This window comes from Niveispirillum sp. SYP-B3756, from assembly GCF_009495745.1.
In the GTDB taxonomy this organism is placed as follows: Bacteria; Pseudomonadota; Alphaproteobacteria; order Azospirillales; family Azospirillaceae; genus Niveispirillum.
The window spans coordinates 48,066-68,255 of record NZ_WIDQ01000012.1 but is presented as its reverse complement, the minus strand read 5'-3'; the positions used below and the strand labels follow the sequence as shown (position 1 = coordinate 68,255).

The following is a 20,190-nucleotide window of genomic DNA, read 5'->3' as shown; positions in this document are numbered from 1 at the left end:
CAACCGCCGCCACCCTGATGGAGCGGCGGTAGCGTTCCCCCATGCATGAAATTGAAAGGAATCCAGAAATGAGCGAATCTATTTCCCGCGCGCTGTATGGTGTGCCGCCTCAGCCGCACCCGATCCCGCTCTATGCCGCCACGCTGCATAGCGCCGTGGCCCGTAATGACGCGGCCGAATTGGACAGCCTGATCTGCCAGGCCGAAGCCTATCTGGAAAAATACGGCGACCTGCCGACCCTGATCGAACAATTGAAGACCGAGATCGCCAAGCTCGAACGCTGATCGGTACCCGTAACCTATACGTTCAAGGAGACGATCATGGTCACCACACCCCCGGAGGGTAACCTGCCCTGGCCGCCTGTCGTGGCGTTGTATGCCGTCAGCATCCGCAACAGCATCGTCAGCGGTGATGTCGGCCTGCTGAAACTGACCCTGGCTGAGGCGCAGAAGCAGAACAGCCAGATTGGTGATATCCGCTCTGCCCTGGCCGTGGCGCGCGCCGCCCTGGCCAAGGCCAAGCAAGGCGGCTGAGCCCCCTCAGCGCCTGTCGGCCGCTGGGTTTGCCAGCGGCCGACCTTCTTGTGCCCCCTTCATGCCTTCAATCAAGGGTGATGCCGATGCCCGACATTCCCGCCTTGCCGGAAAGCAAGGTGCCGCGTGCCCGCTCCATGCGCGATGTGGTGGATCTGGTGCCTGTCCATGTGGTGTGGGAAATCACGCTGGCCTGCAACCTGAAATGCCAGCATTGCGGCTCCCGCGCCGGCCATGTCCGCACCCGCGAACTGACCACGGCGGAATGCCTGGATCTGGTGGACCAGATGGCGCGGTTGGGTACGCGGGAAGTGACCCTGATCGGCGGTGAGGCTTATCTGCGCCGCGACTGGCTGGATATTCTGCGCCGGGTGCGTGAACATGGCATCCTCTGCCTGATCCAGACCGGCGGGCGCAACCTGACGGATAAGCGCCTGGAAGAGGCGGTGGCCGCCGGGCTGTGCGGCATCGGTGTTTCCATCGACGGGCTGGCACCGCTGCATGACCGGGTGCGCGGTGTGCCCGGTTCCTATGATCAGGCCATGTCGGCCCTGCGCCGGGCCAAGGCGCTGGGGCTGTCCATCTCCGTCAATACCCAGATCGGGGCAGAGACCATGCCCGATCTGCCGGAGCTGATGGACCGCATCATCGAGGTTGGGGCCACTCATTGGCAAATCCAGTTGACCGTGGCCATGGGCAATGCCGTGGATAATCCAGAGGTTTTGCTGCAGCCCTATCGCCTGATCGAGCTGATGCCCCTGCTGGCCAAGCTCTACCGCGAAGGGGCCAAGCGCGGCCTGACCATGGTGGTGGGCAATAATGTCGGCTATTTCGGTCCCTATGAATCGCTGTGGCGCGGTTTCGGGAACGAGGCGGTGCACTGGTCGGGCTGTGCCGCCGGCCAGAATGTCATTGGGATCGAAGCGGACGGCACCATCAAGGGCTGCCCCTCCCTGGCCACGGTCGGTTATGCCGCCGGCAATATCCGTGACCTGACCCTGGCCGATATCTGGCGGAACAATGAGGCCATGGCCTTTGGCCGTACCCGGTCCGTCGACCAGGATCTCTGGGGCTATTGCCGTACCTGCTATTACGCCGATGTCTGCCGGGCTGGCTGTACCTGGACCTCCCATTCCCTGTTGGGCAAGCGGGGCAACAACCCCTATTGCCATTACCGGGTGCGCGATCTGGCCAAGAAGGGCATCCGCGAAAAGGTGGTGAAGGTGAAGGAGGCGGGACCGGAGAGCTTCGCCGTGGGTGAGTTCGCCCTGATTGAAGAGGCGATCCCGGCGGCCGAACAGGTGGCCCCGGCGCTGCTGGCACCCTTTTCCGCCACCGATGGGCGGGAGGTCTATATCGCCCCGGATGAGCGCGACGGCTATGACCGGGGCCGCATCCCGCCGCATCTGGCACTCTGCCGGGGCTGCCATGAATATGTCTGGCCGCACGAGACCGATTGCCCCCATTGCGGTACCCACATCGCCACCGCCGCCCAGGACTATAATGACCGGCTGGAGCGGGTGAAGGCGTTGGCGGCGGCCATTCGGGAGCAGTTGACGGCGGCGGAGTAGGGGGGCGAGTGGTTGACGGTGCATCCTTCCCGCGTCACCCTTGCTGTGAGTGATGGTGGGGAGGATGGGATGCCGGTCAAGTTATCCATCTGCCGGAAGATGTTGCCTTCGCGCCAGACGTGAAGGAGGTATTCATCCTGAAGCAGGGGCAGCAACGGGTTCTGTTGCCAGCGGACGCACTGTGGGATGAGTTTTTCGAGCATCCTGGATCAGATTTTCCCCAGCGAGATCAGCCCGACCACCAAGTCCGGGAAGATTTCTAGCGGGGCTGACTGTTGACATGTCACAACCAACCCCGTTGACGGCCCGTCAACCAATCCCTATGCTCCCGCGCATGTGACAGCCACAAGCGATGGGGCAGGGCCATGGATGGGCCGGAATTGCGGGCAGCGCGGGAAGCGCGTGGGGATACACAGCAGGCGTTCGCAGAATGGCTGAATGCCTGTATGGACCGCCGCTATGACAAGGGCCGCATCTCCCGCTGGGAAGGCGGGACGGAGAAGATCCCCCAGGCCGTGGCCGATCTGCTGCGCACCCCCGTGCAGCGCCGGCGCGACCGCGCCACGGTGATCGCCATTTCCAACCAGAAGGGCGGCGTCGGCAAGACCAGTGCGGCGGTGAATATCGCTGCCGCGCTCGCCACCCTGGGTCAGCGCGTGCTGCTGGTGGATGCCGATCCGCAGGCCAGCGCCACCGTGCATCTGGGCATCTCCCAGGCCGAAGCGTCGGAGGCCGGGCGCACCACCTTCCATGTCATGCTGAAGGATCAGCCGGTGGCCAATGCGGTGGTGCCGGTCTGTGACGGGCGCTTCCACCTGCTGCCCTCCACCATCCTGCTGTCGGCGGCAGAGACGGAGCTGATGGCGGAACCGATGGGCACACTGGTGCTGCGTGAGCGGCTGGCCGGTGTGGCGCGCGCTTATGATTACATCCTGCTGGATTGCCCGCCGCATCTGGGCATGATGACGCTGAATGCCCTGGCGGCGGCCAATAGTGTGCTGATCCCGGTGCAGACGGAACTGCTGGCCATGATGGGGGTGCCGCTGCTGCTGGACACCATCGCCAAGGTGCGCCGGCGCGGCAACCCGGACCTGTCGATCATCGGCATCCTGCCCACCATGTTCACCGCCCGCCACACCCAGGACCGGGCTACCCTGGCCGACCTGACGGAACGGTTCGGCGGCAGCCTGCGCATCTTCTCCGCTGTGCCGCGCTCCACCATTTTCCCGCAATCGGTGGCGGCTGCCCAGCCGACGGTGGATGTGGCATCCGACCCCAGCACGGTGGCGCCGTTCCGCGAAGTGGCGCAGTCCTTGATCCAGGCCGACCAGACGGAGGAAGCCGATGTCGCGTAAGCTCGCCCGCAGCAATCCCGCGCTGGCCCCCGCCGCCCCGCTGGTGCCGCGCGACAGCAGCCTGAACAAGTTGTTCGGCACCTCCGCCGATTTCCCGGAACTGGTAGAGCTGGACCTGGATCAGGTTCATGCCAATCCGGACCAGCCGCGCCGGCATTTCGATGAGCTGGCACTGCAGGAACTGGCGGAGAGCATCCGCCATACCGGCCTGCTGCAGCCGATCCTGGTGAAGAAGCGGGCGGAGGGCGGTTATGTCATCGCCGCCGGGGAGCGTCGCTGGCGGGCACATGGGCTGTTGGGCAAGCCCACCATCTTCGCCGTTGTCACCCGTGGCGATATCGAAGAAGTAGCGCTGGTGGAAAACCTGCAGCGCCGCGATCTGGATGCGCTGGAAACCGCCCAGGCCCTGGCCCGGCTGGGGGAACGGCATAATTATGCCCAGGAACAATTGGCGGCCATTGTGGGCCTCAGCAAGTCGGAGGTCTCCCGCCTGCTGGCTCTGCCGGGCTTGCCGGAGCTGATCCGCACCGAATATCCGCCCCTGCGGGACCGGGTGACGAAAAGCCACCTGTTCCTGCTGGTCGATACAGAAGGGGAGGGGGCGCGGCTGGCGCTCTGGTCCCGGATCAAGGCTGGCGCCACCATCAAGGAGCTGCGTGCCGCCCGCGCCCAGCCTGCAGTGGCCAAGATCAAGGCCAGTGCCGTGCTGCAGGCGGCCACCCGCCTGGGCCGCAACCTGGACAATATCGCCAAGCGCGCTGGTGCGCTGGCGGAGGATGAACGCGCTTCCCTGCTGGCGCTGCGGGAACGCATTGACCGGTTGATTGGCGGCTGATCGATAGCGCCGTTGCGACGTCGCAATAAAAAGGGGGGTCACGTGGCCCCCCTTTTTCCATGTCTCTCCCCAGAGCTTAACGGAACAGCTTGGGCAGGAATTCTTCCAGATAGGCGCGCCAATTGATCCAGGTATGGCCGCCGCCGCTTTCCTCATATTCGTGCTTGATGCCGTAATCATCCATGATCTTGCGCACCGGTGCCACGGAGGGGAAGACGAAATCTTCCTTGCCGACAGCCAGGAACACCGGCCCCTTTTCCTTGGCCCGTGCCTTCAGCCCGGCATCATTGGCGCTGGCATAGGCGGTGACCTGATCACCGAACAGACCGATGCTGAACACGCCGATGCTGCCGAATACATCCGGCCGGGGCAGGCCGAACTGCAGCGTATGGGCGCCACCCATCGACAGGCCCGCCATGGCGCGGGTCTTGGGTGCGGCCTCGGTGCGGAAATGCGTATCGATATAGGGGATCAGTTCCTTATGCAGATCGGCACCGAAATCGACATTCACCATGCCCTGCACGCCCGCCCGTTCCGGCGTATGGCCATAGGGCATGACCACGATCATCGGCTTCACCGTGCCGGCGGCGATCAGGTTATCCAGGATCGCGTTGGCATTGCCCTTCTGCACCCAGGCATCGTCGCTGTCGCTATAACCATGGACCAGATAGAGCACCGGATAGCGTTCCTTGCCGCCCGCCTCGTACCCCGGCGGGGTATAGACATGGGCGCGGCGCTTGATGCCGCCCAGGCTGGCGGAATTATATTCGACCAGGGAGACCAGGCCGTGCGGCACCTCGGCCTTATAGAACTGGTTGGGGGTTTCCGGCCCCTGGATTTCGAAGATCGATTGCGGGCCACCGAAGCTTTCGGCAAAGCGGGTGCCCTGCGGATCGGCGATACGCAGCCCATCGACCTTGAAGGCGTAGGTATAGACGCCGGGTGCCACAGGCGCGCTGGTGGTGGCGGACCAATAGCCCTTATCGCCCAGGCTGAGCGCCAGACCCGGCGGCTTGCCATCCAGCCCGGTGGGCACGCCGGCCACTTCCATGGCCAGCACGCGCACATCCTTGGCGGATTTGGAACAGAACCGGAAGGTGACGCGCCCGTCCGCCAGTTTCTCCACACCGGGATAAAATAGCGGCGGCTGCATGAAGCTGCGCTCTTCACACGGTTGCACATCGGCGAGGGCGGGCAGGGTAATGGCAGAAAGGCATAGCGCGGCGCTGGCCGCGATCATGACATTGCGCATGATGGCTCCTTGAAAGGGAGAATTTTGAATGGGGGCCGCGCGGATAAAAAAACGCGGTGGGGAAGACCGACCATTCCCCACCGCGCCGATCCCGTAAGCGGGATTAGAGCGGATCGCCAAAAGGTGACATCACCTTTTGGCGTGAATCCGCTCGCAGGCAGACTCATCTAAAGCCACCTGCGTTCGATTAAACGCAGGTGGCTTTAGAACTTGACCTTGACCTGCGCACCGACGGAGCGCTTCTCCCGCAGACCCACATTGATGGCGTTGTAGGCCGCATAGGTGGTGGTGGGGGAGAAGATGAAATTGTCGGTGATGGAGGTATAGGCATCCTCGTTGAACAGATTGTTCACGAAGATATCCAGGGAGACGTCGCCCATCGTGACACCGGCCCGCAGGTTCACGACCTGCGAAGACGGGGTTTTTACAATATTGGCCACATCCGACCACATGCCGGACTTGTAGGTGTAGTCGACGCGGGTGAACCAGGTGCTGTCTTGCCACAGACCCAGTTCCCCATTCAACAGCACGCCAACGGAAGCGCCGTACTTGGATGTTGATGGCAACTCGTTGCCGCGGAAGCTGGAGAGGCCGGTCAACTGGGTCGTCAGCGGCGACCGGTAATTCTTCACCTTGCTGTCATTGATCGAACCGGCCGCATTCAGGGTGATCAACTGGTTCAGACGGTAGGAGCCTTCGAACTCAATACCCTTCATGTCGGAACCACCGGCATTGATGGTGCCGAACACGCTGGAGAAACCGCCAACCGTGTTGCCAAAGGTCTGGATGACCTGGTTCAACTGGTCACGCCACTGGGAGAAGTAGCCGGCAAAGGTGTAACGCAGCCGCCCACTATCACCCGAACCCTTCAGGCCCAGTTCATAGGTGGTGACCTTTTCCGGCTTCACGAAGACATCCAGGCCCAGATTTTTGGCGAAGGCAGCGGATTCACCGGTATAGGTCACCACGCCGGAATTGAGGGCCGCCGGGTTGACGCCCTTTGCCACGGAGGCATAGGTCATCACCTCATCCGTCCACTGGTACTGGGCGATGAAGCGGGGCAGGAAGTTCTCGTACTTCTTGCTGGCCAGCAACGAGCCGGCGGCATAGGTGCCGGGCTTGGTGAAGGTGGGATCGGTCACGACCAGATCGCGCAGCGGCGAGATATAGGCGTAGAGCTTATCGATCTGATAGCGGCCTTCGACGCTGGCGGTCAGCGCGTCGGTGATATCGTAGGTGATACCGAAGAAGCCGCTGAGCGTCTCGTTCCGCGTCTTGCCCGAGGGCGTGACGCCAGAGGCCGGGGTGATGTTATCCAGGATATCAACCGTGCGCTTGGCGCTGGCATTCAGGTAATTGGCACCGGTCACAAAGCGCAGATCGCCCTGATCATCATAGCCAAGTCGAAGTTCCTGGGAAAAGTCCTTGGACTTGCTTTCCACCAGATAGGACGAGCTGTAATAGCTGCGCAGGCCATTGGTCGGCGTATAGGCGGCGTTGGCAATGCCCGAGCTGTCATAATTGACGATGTCGGACAGGGAGCCCCACTGTTCGCGGTTCATGCCGGTCAGGGCTGTCACCGTGAAGCCGGTATCCGGAATGTCGTAATCGGCAGCCAGATGGTAATGCTGATAGTCGCGGATCAAGCCGTAACCCTGAACACTATCTTCCGGATCGATCAGACGGTTCTGCTTGATGGCCAGACGTGAGCGGACATAGTTATCCACCGCCGTGTTGGAGGCCGGCGACAGGCCGCTGAGCTTCGGCGCGGTGCCGCAGATGAAGCGGTTGGTGCTGGTAAAGCCGAACAGGGCGTTGGTGACGGTGAAGCCGCAATTGGACTGGTTGGCAACCACCACCTTGCCCTTGGCATCGGTGACCTGCCCGGCGCCGATCACGCCCATGCCGGCTGGGCCATCATCATCATGGGAGACCATGCCGAAGGCTTTGATGGTCATGTTCTCCGACGGCTTGATAACCACCAATCCATTGAAATTGTAGTTGGATTGGTCGCCCAGCGTCTCATCCCGATTGGCGCCGTTCTTGTAGCTGCCATCCTTGGAATCTTTGCTGCCGGCGATGCGGAAGGACAGCTTGTCTTCCAGGATCGGGGCTTCCAGCTCACCCTGCAGGCGGTAATTGTCACGGCTGGCGATGGAGGCGGTGACGCTGCCGGCAAACTTGTCGCCCGGCTCCTTGTTCACCACGTTCAAGGCACCGGCAAAGGTGTTGCGGCCGAAATAGGCCGATTGCGGGCCGCGCAGCAGCTCAACACGTGCCGGGTTGGAAATGCTCATCACCGCTGTGGCGGAAGAAACGGGTACGCCATCGATAAAGGTGGCGACCGGGGTGCTGTCGGTGGTGGCGGGCGTGAAGCCGCGCAGGATCAACTGCTGGAACGACCGGTCGGCGCGGCCGGAGCTGTTATTGTTGATGTTGAAGCCGGGGGTCTGTTCCGCCAGATTTGAAACGGTGGCAATGCCACGCTGTTCCAACTGTTCAGACGTTACGGCGGTGACGGAAACTGGCGTCTTCAGGATATCTTCGGCCCGCTTACGGGCTGTCACCACAATTTCGTCCAGCGCGTATTCGTCCGCCGCCGGCTTTTCCTTCTCCGCATTCTGGGCCTGGGCCGGCAGTGCGGCCGCAGCGATGCTGAGCGCCAGGGTGGAAACACCCAGCGTGTGACGGAAATAGACCCCCTTCATCCCAACTCCCCTTCGTATCTTCGCGTGAAAGCGTCCCGATGCCGGCTTCTTGTTGGGCGCAAAGCACCCCCGCGCACGGATGCCGGCAGCATCCGCGTTCGACCTGTTCTGGTTTTTCACATGGCTTGTGGCCGAGGCGTGGAGGCTGAGGCCTCCGCACGCGTCAACTGTTGGGTTTTGTCCCAAAACTTATCAAAATTATTCAATCACCCTGTCCGTCACACGGACAACGTTGTCCCCAGGACCCATCCAGGTTCTGAATGGGTATGGTCCAATTCGTAACAGGGGATGTTTTACGCCCTACAGGCGATGGGTGCCCGGCCGTTGACCGGGCACCGCCGGTGGCCTCAGGCCATTACCGGAACGCCGTCCGCCAAGGCGGCCAGACCGTCGGCCGTGACCTTCAAATGGCGGGGCTTGGTCGTGGGGCCGTTGATGCCGGCGACGGAGAGCAGATACTTGCCCTGTTGCCACTGCTCCAACTGCCAGTGGCCCGCCTGGCGCAACCATTCTTCATGGCATTCAAGGCTGGGGCTGCTGCTGTCATCGGTGGCGGGGGTAACGCTGAAGCCGGCCAATTCCTGCGAGAGGCCCCGCCCGGTGGCCTTGATGACGGCTTCCTTCAGGTTCCAGATACGCATGAAACGTTCGCGCTTTTCCGCATCCGTCTCCAAAGCGGTGATCTGTGCCACTTCCTGGGGGGAGAACCAGCGGTCGGCGATTTCAAGCTCCGGCTCCCGGCGGGTGCTGAGCTGTTCCACATCGACGCCGACATCCCCCTGCGGGGCGATGGCCACGGCCACCATGCCGCGCGTGTGGCTGATGCTGAAGGGGGCGCCACCGCGCACCAGGGCCGGCTTGCCCCAGGTGCCGGTGTTGAAGGCCAGCTGCGTCGGCGACCGGCCCATCCAGGCGCCCAGAAACAGGCGCAACAGGCCATGGGCGGCGATGTAGGAATGGCGGTCGGCGTCGAAATGGAAACTTGCGGCCCGGCCCTGTTCGCCAGCATCCAGAAGCTGATGCAGGGAAGCCAGATCGCGCGATCCCAACCCATCCACCGACAGGCTGACAATAATGGTTTCGTTCCGCCAATCGCCGCGCATGGCAATTCCGTCCCGCATCCTGTTCCCCCGCTTTTTGATGCGGCGGATCATAGGGCGGAACGAAGCATTTGGTAAGGAAAACAGCCCCGACCTGAACAGGGGACCGCCCCGCGATTCAGTCAATCCCGACAGGGAAGGCCTCATACCTTTCCATCGTATACGAAACGGAGAAACCCCATTGACCTTTTGGCTGATGGCTTCACTATCCATTGCTTGAAACGTTGGGGCGATTGGACGGCCTCGGCGGGGGGAGAGTGGGGAATGATCGGTTTCAAGCGCTGCGCGGCGGCCGTGCTGGCCACGCTGCTATTGTGTTTTCTGCCATCCCTGCCGGTATCGGCGGATGCGATTGAACAGACCAAGGGCAATTGGCAGGACAAGTTCCGCCAATTGGAGGTGGACCTGCCCACCCCCAACAATTATCGCACGGCATCGGGGGCCCCCGGCCACCAATATTGGCAGCAGCGGGCCGATTACCGCATCAATGCCAAGCTGGATGCGGCGGGCAAGCGCATCACCGCGTCGGAGACCATCCGCTACGCCAACAACTCGCCCGACGCCCTGCCCTATCTGTGGCTGCAGCTGGACCAGAATATCTACAAGGACAAATCGATTGCTGAGCTGACCCGCACCAGCGGGGAGGACCGGATCAGCTATGACACGCTGGCCCGCGCCCAGATGATGAAGGATATCAAATACGGGTTTGAGATCGCTAAGGTGACCGATGACCGGGGCAGCCCGCTGCCCTATGTCATCGTCGATACCATGATGCGCATCGACCTGCGCCAGCCGCTGGCGCCGGGTGCCTCGGTCAGTTTCTCCATCGACTGGGCCTTCAATATCATCAACCAGGACCGGATCGGCGGCCGCAGCGGGTATGAGCATTTCACGGAGCCCGACAGCGACCTGTTCTTCATCGCCCAATGGTTTCCCCGCATGGCCGCCTATACCGACTATGCCGGCTGGCAGCACAAGGCCTTTCTGGGCCGGGGGGAGTTCACGCTGGAATTTGGCAATTACGATGTCTCCCTGACCGTGCCGGCCGATCATTTCGTCTCGGCCAGCGGGGAGTTGCGCAATGCCAGCGACGTGCTGAGCGAAACCCAGCGTGAACGCCTGGAGAAGGCCCGCACCGCCAAGCAGCCCGTCTTCATCGTCACGCCGGAAGAGGCGGCGGAGAATGAGAAGGCGACGGACAAGGAGATGCGCACCTGGGTGTTCCGCGCCCAGAATGTGCGCGACTTCGCCTTTGCCAGCTCCAACAAATTTATCTGGGATGCGATGGGCTATCGCCAGGAGGATCAGACCCAGCCGGAAGTGATGGCCATGTCCTTCTACCCGAAGGAGGCGGAGCCGCTCTGGTCGAAATATTCCACCCAGGCGGTGGTGCACACCCTGCGCACCTATTCCAAATTCTCCTTCGCCTATCCCTATCCCACGGCCCAGTCGGTGAATACGTGGGAAGGCGGGGGCATGGAATATCCGATGATCACCTTCAACGGATATCGCCCCAGCGTGGATAAGAAGACGGGCAAGCGCACCTATTCCGCTCAGGCGAAATACGGTCTGATCGGCGTGGTGATCCACGAGATCGGCCATATCTATTTCCCCATGACCGTCAATTCCGATGAACGGCAATGGAGCTGGATGGATGAGGGGCTGAACACTTTCCTGCAGAATATCGCCCATCTGGAATGGGAGGAAGGATTCGGCGGCCAGACCCGCAACCCCAACCTGCCGGCACAGATAACCAGCTATATGGTCAGCGAAAATCAGGTGCCGATCATGACGCAGTCGGACAGCGTTTTGCAGTTCGGCCCCAATGCCTATACCAAGCCGGCCACCGCGCTGACCATCCTGCGTGAAACGATCATGGGGCGGGAGCTGTTCGACCACGCCTTCCGCGAATATGCGCGGCGCTGGAAGTTCAAGCGCCCAACCCCGTCCGACTTCTTTCGCACCATGGAGGATGCGTCGGGCGTGGATCTGGACTGGTTCTGGCGCGGCTGGTTCTATACCACCGATCACGTCGATATCGACCTCAGCAATGTGCGGGAATACCGTATCGGCACCAGTAACCCGGACAAGGAGAAGCCGCTGCAGCGCGAAGAGGCGGCGCGCGACCAGCGCGAACCGCTGGCCAGCATCCATAACCGGGAACAGGGCCTGCAGACGGCGGTGGAGCGCGACCCGTCGCTGAAGGATTTCTATAACGAGAACGACAAGTTCACCGTCACCAACAAGGACCGCAACAGCTATCAGGAGATGCTGGAAGGGCTGGAACCGTGGGAGCGTGAGGCCCTGGCCAGGGCGGAGAAGGAGGGCGACTGGGTCTATTTCCTGGATTTCGTCAATAAGGGCGGGCTGGTGATGCCGCTGCCCCTGCAACTGACCCTTGCCGACAAAAGCACCGAGTTCCTGATGATTCCGGCGGAAATCTGGCGTTACAACGCCAAGCAAGTCACGAAGATGCTGATCCGGCCCAAGCAGATCGTCGCCGTCGATCTGGACCCGCGGCAGGAAATTGCCGATGCCGACACGTCCAATAACAGCTTCCCCCGCCGCATCCACGCTTCCCGCCTGGAACTCTACAAGGATAAGCGGGACGAGAAGAACCTGATGGCCGACATGCTGGTGGAGTTGAAGGCCAAGGAAGGGGAGAAGGGCAAGGGGGTGGAACCCGGCAAGGATGTGCCGCTGGCCCCGGCGGGTGAGGCGAAATGAGGCGCCGGTCCCTGTTGGCCCTGATGGGCGGTGGCCTGCTGCTGGCCGCCGCCTTGCCGGCCCAGGCCCACCGGGCCAAGTCATCCCTGACGCTGGTGCGCTGGAACGCTGCGGCTAAACTTCTGGAGGTGGAGCATAAGCTGCACGCCCATGATGCGGAGGTGGCGCTGAGCCAGCAGGCGGGTATCGCCACCCCGGACCTGTCCAGGCTGGAGGATCAGGCCAAGCTGGCGCTGTATGTCGAGGCCCGTTTCAGCCTGACCCCGCTGGGGGGCAAGCCCCTGTCCCTGAAGCTGCTGGGGGCCGAGCTGGAGGGCGATCACATCTTCGTCTATCAGGAACTGGCCCTGCCGGCCCCGCCCAAAGCATTGGCGGTGGAGGATGGCATCCTGCGCGATGTCTTCCGCACCCAGCTTAATCAGGTGAATTTCGACATGGCCGATGGCGACCCGGCCCATATCCGCACCCTGACCTTCAACGGCCAGGACAAGGCGGAGAATGTGACGTTTGATCGGTGAGAGCGGCATTGATCCCGGCCGCCGGCTCTGATCAATGCCCATCAGTCTCGGGGGGGCGGCAATTTCTGCGGCGCTGCGGATCAGATATTGATTCAGTTCTCAGCGATGGCTGATTTCCAACATTTCAGTATATTTTATGGTTTCCAGGATGCTGCCAGAGCCAAACACTGAACGCCGCCCGGGCCACCCATGTGAGCAATTGTGATCAAGGAGTACGCCTTTATTGTGCGGCTAATTCGGTTCAGCTATGCATTTTTGGTATTTATCGATTCTAGTAGCATATATTCTGCGTCTTGGTTATTGATCTGCAAAAGCATCACCAGCTAAGGGGTTCTCTAGATGGACCAGACGGTTGCCGAGCGCATCAAGCGTGACATCGCTGATAACGACGTTTTGCTGTATATGAAGGGGACGCCGGTGTTCCCGCAGTGCGGTTTCTCCGCTGCCGTTGTGCAGGTGCTGAGCCAGCTGGGTGTCAAGTTCAAGGGCATCGATATCCTGGTCGATCCCGCTCTGCGCCAGGGCATCAAGGAATTCAGCAACTGGCCGACGATTCCCCAGCTTTATGTGAAGGGTGAATTTGTTGGCGGCTGTGACATTGTCCGCGAAATGTACGAGGCGGGCGAGCTGCAGGAACTGCTGCAGGACAAGGGTGTCGCTTTCGGCGATGCCGCCTGATCTTCCAATCAGGTAAATGATAAAGGGCCGCCCTGGAACTCCAGGGCGGCCCTTTTTACTGCCAGGACTGAACTTATCATCTTGACGATGGTTTCTGATCAGGAAACCAGTTCCCCACTGGGGGCAATAGCCGTGTCAGCCGCGACGACGGCCAGCACGCACCGATGACCCCCGACCCAGGCCGATTTTCTTGGCAAACTCCGACCGCTGCGCAGCATAGTTCGGCGCCACCATGGGATAGTCTGGCGGCAGGCCCCACTTGATCCGGTATTCATCCGGTGTCATGTCGTAGGTGGAACGCAGATGCCGCTTCAGCATCTTCAACTTCTTACCATCTTCCAGGCAGATGATATATTCAGGCGTCACAGAACGCTTGATTGGCACGGCTGGACGCGCCGGCTCCACCGTCGCTTCCTGAGGTGCGCCCTGAAGTCCGGTAAGCGTGGAGTAAACCGCGTTGATCACTTCCGGGAGCTGCTGTGTCTGTAACGTGTTCTTGCCGACATAGGCAGAAACGATTTCTGCCGTCATCCGCAGAAGATCGCCTGTCTGCAGCTCATTACCCAGCTGATCGGTCATTGTGTCTTTTCCCAAATTGCGCCCAGCGATGTTTTCGCTTCGCACGGCGGTGAAATTATGTCAACGGGAAACATCGGTATCATTGTTTAGATTACTTGCTGCTGTTGTTGTGTCAAAGTTTATATAACACCTTGGTGAAACAGTCAGGTTGGACCTTCTGCTACTGCCGCCACGGTCCAACTGTAGTAGGCCTATATCCTATGTTATAGCGGTCCGACCCTTCGGCAATTTGTCATGCGGGTGCATGATAGATATCAATTCCCAACTAATTACGACTCGGGGTTTCTTGCACCCCAACGCGGCCGTCGGCCCGCTCGCAGGCAAGCGCCGGGGGCAGGGCGGGCTTGCTCTCCCATTCGTTCGCCGGTTCTGGTGCTGTGGGAAACCATCTGCTAGGGTCGCCTGCGTCAGATACCCCCAAACTCTGGGGTGTTTTACCCTGTTGGTCCCGCATTGGGGCGCGGATATGGTACTGGAATAAGGTGGCACCATGAATGGCGAGGCAATTGGCACCCTGGCAGGCGCGCTGACGATTGCGATTGCGTCCGATCATGCGGGGCCGGAGCTGAAGGCCCAGATTGCCGCCCAGCTGCGCGATCTGGGTCATACGGTGCTGGATTTGGGTACCGATGGCAGCGCCTCGGTCGATTATCCCACCTATGCCGATGCGGTAGCCGCTGCCCTGGCCGACGGGCGCGCCGTGCAGGGCGTGCTGATCTGCGGTACCGGCATCGGTATTTCCATTGCCGCCAACCGCCATCGCCACGTGCGCGCTGCCCTGTGCCACAGCCCGACGGATGCGCGGCTGACCCGTTTGCACAATGATGCCAATGTGTTGGTGCTGGGTGCCCGCACCACCGGTATTGAGGTGGTGAAGGACATTGTCGCCACCTTCTTTGCCACCCCATTCGAAGGCGGGCGTCATGCCCGCCGCGTGGCCATGCTGGGCTGAACCCGGCGGCCTTTCCTACTGTTGAGGATCAGACGATCATGGACAGCATTCAGGGTTCCCCCTTCTTTTCCGACCGGCTGGCCGCCGCCGATCCCGACCTGTATCAGGGCATTGCCAAGGAGCTGGCCCGGCAGCAGGAACAGATTGAGCTGATCGCCTCGGAGAACATCGTTTCCGCCGCCGTGCTGGAAGCCCAGGGCTCCGTCCTCACCAACAAGTACGCAGAAGGCTATCCGGGCAAGCGCTATTATGGCGGTTGTGAATATGTCGATATCGCCGAACAGCTTGCTATTGAGCGCGCCAAGAAGCTGTTTGGTTGTGAATATGTTAATGTGCAGCCGCATTCCGGTGCCCAGGCCAACCAGGCGGTGTTCATGGCCCTGCTGCAGCCGGGCGACACCTTCATGGGTATGGATCTGGCCGCCGGTGGTCACCTGACCCATGGTGCGCCGGCCAACCAGTCCGGCAAGTGGTTCAAGGTCGTCTCCTACGGGGTGACCCGCGACACCCACCTGATCGATTATGATGATCTGGAGGCTAAGGCGCGCGAACATAAGCCCAAGCTGATCATCGCTGGCGGTTCCGCCTATCCGCGCGCCATTGATTTTGCCCGTTTCCGCAAGATCGCCGACGAGATCGGCGCCTATTTCATGGTGGATATGGCCCATTATGCGGGTCTGATCGCCGCTGGCGTCTATCCCGATCCGCTGCCGCACGCCCATGTGGTGACCACCACCACCCATAAGACGCTGCGCGGTCCGCGTGGCGGCATGATCCTGTCCAATGATCTGGATTTGGGTAAGAAGATCAACTCTGCCGTGTTCCCTGGCCTGCAGGGCGGTCCGCTGATGCATGTCATCGCCGCCAAGGCCGTGGCCTTTGGTGAGGCACTGCGGCCGGAGTTCAAGACTTACGCCGCCAATGTTGTCGCCAACGCCAAGGTGCTGGCGGAACGGCTGGTGGCCGGTGGTCTGGATATCGTTTCCGGCGGCACCGACAGCCATATCGTGCTGGTGGACCTGCGCCCGAAGAAGCTGACCGGCAAAGCGGCGGAACATGCGCTGGAAAATGCCGGCATGACCTGCAACAAGAACGGCGTGCCGTTCGATCCGGAAAAGCCCTTCGTTACGTCGGGCGTGCGTCTGGGCAGCCCGGCAGCCACGACACGTGGCTTCGGCACGGCCGAGTTCGCGCAGATCGGCGACATGATCGTTGAGGTGCTGGACGCACTGGCCGTCAGCAATGGCGATAACAGCGCGGCGGAATCCCGGGTGCGCGAACGGGTACAGGCGCTGTGCCGCCAGTTCCCGATCTATCCGAACCTGTAATGTGAACGACACCGCGCCCTGCTATACAGGGCGCGGTTTTGTTTTGCGCACCAATGAATTAAAATAAAATACAGGGATGAATGGAGGCTTCGTATGCGCTGCCCGTTCTGCGGGAATGACGATACCCAGGTGAAGGACAGCCGACCGACCGAGGATAATTCGGCCATTCGGCGGCGGCGTTTCTGCTCGTCCTGTGGTGCCCGGTTCACGACATTCGAGCGGGTACAGCTGCGCGAATTGACCGTGGTGAAAAGCTCCGGCGCGCGGGAGCCGTTTGATCGGGAAAAGATGCTGCGCTCCATGCGCATCGCCCTGCGCAAGCGCCCGGTGGATGCAGACCGGATCGACCGGGTGGTCAACTCCATAGTCCGTCAGCTGGAAAGTTCCGGGGAGACGGAAATTCCGGCGACCCAGATCGGCGCCATGGTGATGGACAGCCTGAAGGCGCTCGATAAGGTCGCCTATATCCGCTATGCCTCTGTTTATAAAGATTTTCGGGAGGCGACGGATTTCAACCAGTTCGTTGAAACCCTCCGCACCGATGTGCTTACCCCTGAGTGAGTGGAACTTCGCCGATGCCGGCACCTGGTTTTTCGCCGGCGGACCACGCCCATATGGCGTCCGCCCTGGCCCTGGCTGAAACGGGGCTGGGCCGGGTATGGCCCAACCCGTCGGTGGGCTGCCTTATCGTTAAGGATGGTCAGGTGCTGGGCCAGGCGGTTACCGCATCCGGCGGGCGGCCGCATGGGGAAACCCAGGCTTTGGCCCAGGCCGGGGCGGCGGCGCGCGGGGCCACCGCCTATGTCAGCCTGGAGCCCTGCAACCATCATGGCAAGACCCCACCCTGTTCGGAGGCGCTGATCGCCGCCGGGGTGGCGCGGGTGGTGGTGGCCTGCGAAGACCCCGATCCACGCGTCTGCGGCGGTGGCATCCGCCGGCTGCGGGAAGCCGGTATTCAGGTGGATGTCGGCCTGATGGCGGCGGAGGCGGAGACCCTCAACGAAGGTTTCATCAACCGCATCCGCTATGCCAAGCCAATGGTCAGCCTGAAAATGGCCACCAGCCTGGATGGCCGTATCGCCACCCGCAGCGGTCACAGCCAATGGATCACCGGGGTTCTGGCGCGCGAGCAGGGGCATCGCCTGCGCGCAAACCATGATGCCATCATGGTGGGGATCGGCACGGCCCTGGCCGATGATCCGGAACTGACCTGCCGCCTGCCGGGGCTGGAAGATCGCTCGCCGGTGCGGGTGGTGCTGGATACCCGCCTGCGTCTGCCGCTGACAGCCAAGCTGGTGCGGCAGGCGACCAGGGTGCCGACCTGGATCGTTACCCTGCGCCACGGGGCGGAGGCAGCGCGGGCGCAGGCTTTCATCGATTGCGGCGTACAACTGATTGAGATTGAACCGGAAACCCCCGGCGAAATCGGCATCGCTGCCGCCCTGCGCGCCTTGGCAACGCGGGGAGTGACACGGGTATTGGCCGAAGGTGGATCGCGGCTGGCCGCTTCCCTGCTGCGGGCGGGGGAGGTGGATCGGCTGGAATGGTTCCGGGCACCGATGGTCATTGGCGGCGACGGGCTTGGGGCGGCCGCCGGTTTCGGCATTGACGATCTGGCCGATGCGTTGCGTTTCCGGCGGGTGGATGTGCTGCCGCTGGGCGATGATCTGCTGGAACGCTATCGCCGTGCCGTGTCCCGGTCCCGTTGAGGGACAAGGGCGTGTCTGCACAGCGGGGCCATGCGTGAACCGCAGAGAAATCCCGCTCGCAACTTGCGCCTTATCGACCTAATTTATTCGCATGTTTACAGGCATCATCACCGACATCGGCCGGATTGCCGACATCGAGCATCGTGGCGATCTTCGCCTGACGATCGAGACCCGCTATGACCTGTCGCAGGTGGCAATGGGCGCGTCCATCGCGTCCAACGGTGTTTGCCTGACGGTCATTGAGAAGCTGGCCGGCGCTTACCGCGTCGATGTGTCAGCGGAGACCATCGCCAAGACGACGGTGGGCGATTGGGTGGTGGGCACGCCCGTCAACCTGGAACGTTCCCTGAAGCTGGGGGATGAGCTGGGGGGCCATCTGGTCTATGGCCATGTCGATGGCATCGTCACCGTGCTGTCGGTGACGCCGGATGGTGACAGCCACCGCTGGCGCTTCCAGGCCCCGGCCAATCTGGCCCGTTATATTGCGGCCAAGGGCTCGGTGGCGCTGAATGGCGTCTCCCTGACCGTGAACGAGGTTGAGGGCGATGTGTTCGGCGTGAACATCATCCCCCATACCGCGCAGGAGACCACCTTCGGCCAGATCGGGGCCGGGGCGCGGGTCAATCTGGAAGTCGATATGCTGGCGCGTTATGTCGCCCGTCTGGTTGGAAAAGAAGGCTGAAAATGTCCGCTCCCGAATCCCGTTTGCCGCCGGATGACCGCGCGGTGCTGAGCAGCACCGAAGAACTGATCGAAGAGGCCCGCCAGGGCCGCATGTTCATCCTGGTTGATGATGAGGACCGGGAGAATGAGGGCGATCTGGTCATCCCCGCCCAGATGGCGACGCCGGAGGCGATCAATTTCATGGCCCGCTATGGCCGCGGCCTGATCTGCCTGACCATGGACAGCCAGCAGATCGAACGGCTGCGCCTGCCGCTGATGGCGCAGCAGAATGGTACCCGCCACCAGACCGCCTTCACCGTGTCGATTGAGGCGCGGGAAGGGGTGACGACCGGCATTTCCGCCGCTGACCGCGCTCGCACGGTTCAGGTGGCCATCGACCGCAATGTTGACCCGCGCGATATCGTGACGCCGGGTCATGTCTTCCCGCTGTTGGCCCGCGATGGCGGCACGCTGGTGCGCGCCGGCCATACGGAAGCCTCGGTCGATTTCGCCCGGCTGGCCGGGCTGAACCCGTCGGGCGTGATCTGCGAGATCATGAATGACGATGGCACCATGGCCCGGATGCCGGATCTGGTGAAGTTTGCCCAGCTGCACGGGCTGAAGATCGGCACCATCGCTGACCTGATCGCCTATCGCCGCCGCACCGAAACCATTGTCGAGCGCAGCTATCGCACCACGCTGGAAAGCCATTTCGGCGGCCGCTTCGAAATGGTGATCTATCGCAACCGGATGAGCGGGGCGGAACATATCGCCCTGGTGAAGGGCGATGTCGCCGCCCCCGGCCCGGTGCCGGTGCGGATGCATTCGCTGGATATCGTCAAGGATCTGTTGGGGGATACCCGCCATGGTCCGCGCGGCGGCCTGGAAGGGGCATTGCGCACCATCGCCGGGGAGGATCGTGGCGTGGTCGTGGTGATGCGCGACGCCCAGCCATTCTCTCTGGCTGACCGTGTGCGCAATGTCGATGACGGCAATCTGGAACTGTCGGGCGAATTGCGCGACTATGGGATCGGCGCGCAGATCCTCAACGATCTGGGCGTGCGGGAGATGGTTTTGCTGAGCAATACCAAAAAGACGGTGGTGGGCCTCGAAGGCTATGGGTTGACCATTGTTGGCCAGCGCGCCATACCCACCGCCTTCTGAGTTGCCGGCAACCCGTCGCTTTCGTCTTTTACAGGAAGAATCAGCCATGGCCGACGCGCCCCATATCATGATCGTGGAAGCCCGCTTCTACGAAGATCTCGCCGATGAACTGGTGAAGGGCGCGGTGGCCGAGCTGGAGAAGGCCGGTGCCACCTATGAGATTTTCCAGGTGCCCGGCGTTTATGAGGTGCCGGCGGCCATCCAGTTCTCCGTCCGCTCGATGGATTTCTATTCCGGTCGCCGCCGTTTTGATGGCTATGTGGCACTGGGCTGCGTGATCCGGGGTGAAACCACCCATTATGATTACGTGTGCAATGAAAGTGCCCGTGGCCTGCAGGATCTGGCCCTGCGTTATACGCTGGCCATCGGCAATGGCATTCTGACCACCGAGAACCGGGAACAGGCCTGGGTGCGCGCTGCCGTCAACCAGAAGAACAAGGGCGGCTTCGCTGCAAATGCCTGTTTGCAGATGATCGCCCTGAAACAGCAATTCCGCCTTTTTTCCCGCTGAGTTTTGA

Annotated in this window: 19 protein-coding genes; 15 read left to right on the top strand and 4 right to left on the bottom strand. The window is 61.8% G+C overall.

Going from position 1 to position 20,190, the window contains the following annotated elements; all coding sequences use genetic code 11:
* Positions 1 to 68 precede the first annotated feature (68 nt).
* The 5 genes from GE253_RS19225 (at position 69) to GE253_RS19205 (ending at position 4,294) form a co-directional block, all read left to right on the top strand.
* Positions 69 to 284 (top strand): DUF1843 domain-containing protein, encoded by a 216-nt coding sequence (locus tag GE253_RS19225; RefSeq protein ID WP_153205765.1) that lies wholly within the window; start codon positions 69 to 71, stop codon positions 282 to 284.
* Positions 285 to 320: 36 nt separating this feature from the next.
* Entirely contained in the window at positions 321 to 533 is a 213-nt protein-coding gene (locus GE253_RS19220; RefSeq protein WP_153205764.1) for a DUF1843 domain-containing protein, read from the top strand.
* 86 nt (positions 534 to 619) lie between these two features.
* Positions 620 to 2,104, top strand: coding sequence for a GDL motif peptide-associated radical SAM/SPASM maturase (locus GE253_RS19215; protein ID WP_153205763.1), 1,485 nt, complete (start codon positions 620 to 622; stop codon positions 2,102 to 2,104).
* A 365-nt stretch (positions 2,105 to 2,469) separates the two neighbouring features.
* Positions 2,470 to 3,459 carry an AAA family ATPase gene (locus tag GE253_RS19210; protein WP_282183245.1) on the top strand — a complete coding sequence of 330 codons (990 nt, stop codon included), beginning with the start codon at positions 2,470 to 2,472 and terminating at the stop codon, positions 3,457 to 3,459.
* Positions 3,449 to 4,294: a ParB/RepB/Spo0J family partition protein gene (locus GE253_RS19205; RefSeq protein ID WP_153205762.1), complete on the top strand. Its 846-nt coding sequence runs from the start codon at positions 3,449 to 3,451 to the stop codon at positions 4,292 to 4,294. Before GE253_RS19210 ends, GE253_RS19205 begins: the two co-directional genes overlap by 11 nt.
* Before the next feature lie 76 nt (positions 4,295 to 4,370).
* Here GE253_RS19205 and GE253_RS19200 read toward each other — a convergent pair whose 3' ends face one another.
* The 3 genes from GE253_RS19200 to GE253_RS19190 all read right to left on the bottom strand — a co-directional run bounded on the left by GE253_RS19200 (position 4,371) and on the right by GE253_RS19190 (position 9,375).
* On the bottom strand, positions 4,371 to 5,546 hold the full coding sequence (locus GE253_RS19200; protein ID WP_153205761.1) for an alpha/beta hydrolase-fold protein: 1,176 nt from the start codon (positions 5,544 to 5,546) through the stop codon (positions 4,371 to 4,373).
* Positions 5,547 to 5,749: 203 nt separating this feature from the next.
* Complete coding sequence (locus tag GE253_RS19195; protein WP_153205760.1) at positions 5,750 to 8,254, bottom strand: TonB-dependent receptor; 2,505 nt, start codon at positions 8,252 to 8,254, stop codon at positions 5,750 to 5,752.
* Between the two features lie 347 nt (positions 8,255 to 8,601).
* Positions 8,602 to 9,375 (bottom strand): 4'-phosphopantetheinyl transferase superfamily protein, encoded by a 774-nt coding sequence (locus tag GE253_RS19190; RefSeq protein WP_173012733.1) that lies wholly within the window; start codon positions 9,373 to 9,375, stop codon positions 8,602 to 8,604.
* 243 nt (positions 9,376 to 9,618) lie between these two features.
* Between GE253_RS19190 and GE253_RS19185 the strand changes: the two genes are divergently transcribed.
* The 3 genes from GE253_RS19185 to grxD all read left to right on the top strand — a co-directional run bounded on the left by GE253_RS19185 (position 9,619) and on the right by grxD (position 13,277).
* Complete coding sequence (locus tag GE253_RS19185; RefSeq protein WP_173012732.1) at positions 9,619 to 12,081, top strand: M1 family metallopeptidase; 2,463 nt, start codon at positions 9,619 to 9,621, stop codon at positions 12,079 to 12,081.
* On the top strand, positions 12,078 to 12,599 hold the full coding sequence (locus GE253_RS19180) for a DUF6702 family protein (RefSeq protein ID WP_153205758.1): 522 nt from the start codon (positions 12,078 to 12,080) through the stop codon (positions 12,597 to 12,599). The genes GE253_RS19185 and GE253_RS19180 overlap by 4 nt, the downstream gene beginning before the upstream one ends.
* Positions 12,600 to 12,938: 339 nt before the next feature.
* Positions 12,939 to 13,277 carry a Grx4 family monothiol glutaredoxin gene (gene grxD, locus GE253_RS19175; protein WP_153205757.1) on the top strand — a complete coding sequence of 113 codons (339 nt, stop codon included), beginning with the start codon at positions 12,939 to 12,941 and terminating at the stop codon, positions 13,275 to 13,277.
* 135 nt (positions 13,278 to 13,412) lie between these two features.
* Here the strand turns inward: grxD and GE253_RS19170 are convergent, their stop codons facing one another.
* A complete protein-coding gene (locus GE253_RS19170; protein ID WP_153205756.1) occupies positions 13,413 to 13,856 on the bottom strand; it encodes a MucR family transcriptional regulator in 444 nt (147 codons plus the stop codon).
* A gap of 490 nt (positions 13,857 to 14,346) precedes the next feature.
* Between GE253_RS19170 and rpiB the strand changes: the two genes are divergently transcribed.
* From rpiB to GE253_RS19135, 7 genes are all read left to right on the top strand, one after another.
* On the top strand, positions 14,347 to 14,808 hold the full coding sequence (rpiB, locus tag GE253_RS19165; RefSeq protein ID WP_153205755.1) for a ribose 5-phosphate isomerase B: 462 nt from the start codon (positions 14,347 to 14,349) through the stop codon (positions 14,806 to 14,808).
* 38 nt (positions 14,809 to 14,846) lie between these two features.
* Complete coding sequence (gene glyA / locus GE253_RS19160) at positions 14,847 to 16,136, top strand: serine hydroxymethyltransferase (protein WP_153205754.1); 1,290 nt, start codon at positions 14,847 to 14,849, stop codon at positions 16,134 to 16,136.
* Positions 16,137 to 16,229: 93 nt separating this feature from the next.
* On the top strand, positions 16,230 to 16,697 hold the full coding sequence (gene nrdR, locus GE253_RS19155) for a transcriptional regulator NrdR (protein ID WP_153205753.1): 468 nt from the start codon (positions 16,230 to 16,232) through the stop codon (positions 16,695 to 16,697).
* Between the two features lie 53 nt (positions 16,698 to 16,750).
* Entirely contained in the window at positions 16,751 to 17,845 is a 1,095-nt protein-coding gene (gene ribD / locus GE253_RS19150) for a bifunctional diaminohydroxyphosphoribosylaminopyrimidine deaminase/5-amino-6-(5-phosphoribosylamino)uracil reductase RibD (protein WP_153205752.1), read from the top strand.
* A 91-nt stretch (positions 17,846 to 17,936) separates the two neighbouring features.
* Entirely contained in the window at positions 17,937 to 18,527 is a 591-nt protein-coding gene (locus GE253_RS19145; RefSeq protein ID WP_153205751.1) for a riboflavin synthase, read from the top strand.
* Positions 18,528 to 18,529: 2 nt separating this feature from the next.
* Positions 18,530 to 19,672 carry a 3,4-dihydroxy-2-butanone-4-phosphate synthase gene (ribB, locus tag GE253_RS19140; RefSeq protein ID WP_153205750.1) on the top strand — a complete coding sequence of 381 codons (1,143 nt, stop codon included), beginning with the start codon at positions 18,530 to 18,532 and terminating at the stop codon, positions 19,670 to 19,672.
* 46 nt (positions 19,673 to 19,718) lie between these two features.
* Positions 19,719 to 20,183, top strand: coding sequence for a 6,7-dimethyl-8-ribityllumazine synthase (locus tag GE253_RS19135; protein ID WP_089289286.1), 465 nt, complete (start codon positions 19,719 to 19,721; stop codon positions 20,181 to 20,183).
* The last annotated feature ends 7 nt before the right edge of the window (positions 20,184 to 20,190 follow it).

Bases quoted from the DNA above. Each gene is read 5' to 3' on its own strand.
- GE253_RS19225 (WP_153205765.1), top strand. From the start codon at position 69: ATGAGCGAATCTATTTCCCGCGCGCTGTATGGTGTGCCGCCTCAGCCG.
- GE253_RS19220 (WP_153205764.1), top strand. From the start codon at position 321: ATGGTCACCACACCCCCGGAGGGTAACCTGCCCTGGCCGCCTGTCGTG.
- GE253_RS19215 (WP_153205763.1), top strand. From the start codon at position 620: ATGCCCGACATTCCCGCCTTGCCGGAAAGCAAGGTGCCGCGTGCCCGC.
- GE253_RS19210 (WP_282183245.1), top strand. From the start codon at position 2,470: ATGGATGGGCCGGAATTGCGGGCAGCGCGGGAAGCGCGTGGGGATACA.
- GE253_RS19205 (WP_153205762.1), top strand. From the start codon at position 3,449: ATGTCGCGTAAGCTCGCCCGCAGCAATCCCGCGCTGGCCCCCGCCGCC.
- GE253_RS19200 (WP_153205761.1), bottom strand. From the start codon at position 5,546: ATGCGCAATGTCATGATCGCGGCCAGCGCCGCGCTATGCCTTTCTGCC.
- GE253_RS19195 (WP_153205760.1), bottom strand. From the start codon at position 8,254: ATGAAGGGGGTCTATTTCCGTCACACGCTGGGTGTTTCCACCCTGGCG.
- GE253_RS19190 (WP_173012733.1), bottom strand. From the start codon at position 9,375: ATGCGGGACGGAATTGCCATGCGCGGCGATTGGCGGAACGAAACCATT.
- GE253_RS19185 (WP_173012732.1), top strand. From the start codon at position 9,619: ATGATCGGTTTCAAGCGCTGCGCGGCGGCCGTGCTGGCCACGCTGCTA.
- GE253_RS19180 (WP_153205758.1), top strand. From the start codon at position 12,078: ATGAGGCGCCGGTCCCTGTTGGCCCTGATGGGCGGTGGCCTGCTGCTG.
- grxD (WP_153205757.1), top strand. From the start codon at position 12,939: ATGGACCAGACGGTTGCCGAGCGCATCAAGCGTGACATCGCTGATAAC.
- GE253_RS19170 (WP_153205756.1), bottom strand. From the start codon at position 13,856: ATGACCGATCAGCTGGGTAATGAGCTGCAGACAGGCGATCTTCTGCGG.
- rpiB (WP_153205755.1), top strand. From the start codon at position 14,347: ATGAATGGCGAGGCAATTGGCACCCTGGCAGGCGCGCTGACGATTGCG.
- glyA (WP_153205754.1), top strand. From the start codon at position 14,847: ATGGACAGCATTCAGGGTTCCCCCTTCTTTTCCGACCGGCTGGCCGCC.
- nrdR (WP_153205753.1), top strand. From the start codon at position 16,230: ATGCGCTGCCCGTTCTGCGGGAATGACGATACCCAGGTGAAGGACAGC.
- ribD (WP_153205752.1), top strand. From the start codon at position 16,751: ATGGCGTCCGCCCTGGCCCTGGCTGAAACGGGGCTGGGCCGGGTATGG.
- GE253_RS19145 (WP_153205751.1), top strand. From the start codon at position 17,937: ATGTTTACAGGCATCATCACCGACATCGGCCGGATTGCCGACATCGAG.
- ribB (WP_153205750.1), top strand. From the start codon at position 18,530: ATGTCCGCTCCCGAATCCCGTTTGCCGCCGGATGACCGCGCGGTGCTG.
- GE253_RS19135 (WP_089289286.1), top strand. From the start codon at position 19,719: ATGGCCGACGCGCCCCATATCATGATCGTGGAAGCCCGCTTCTACGAA.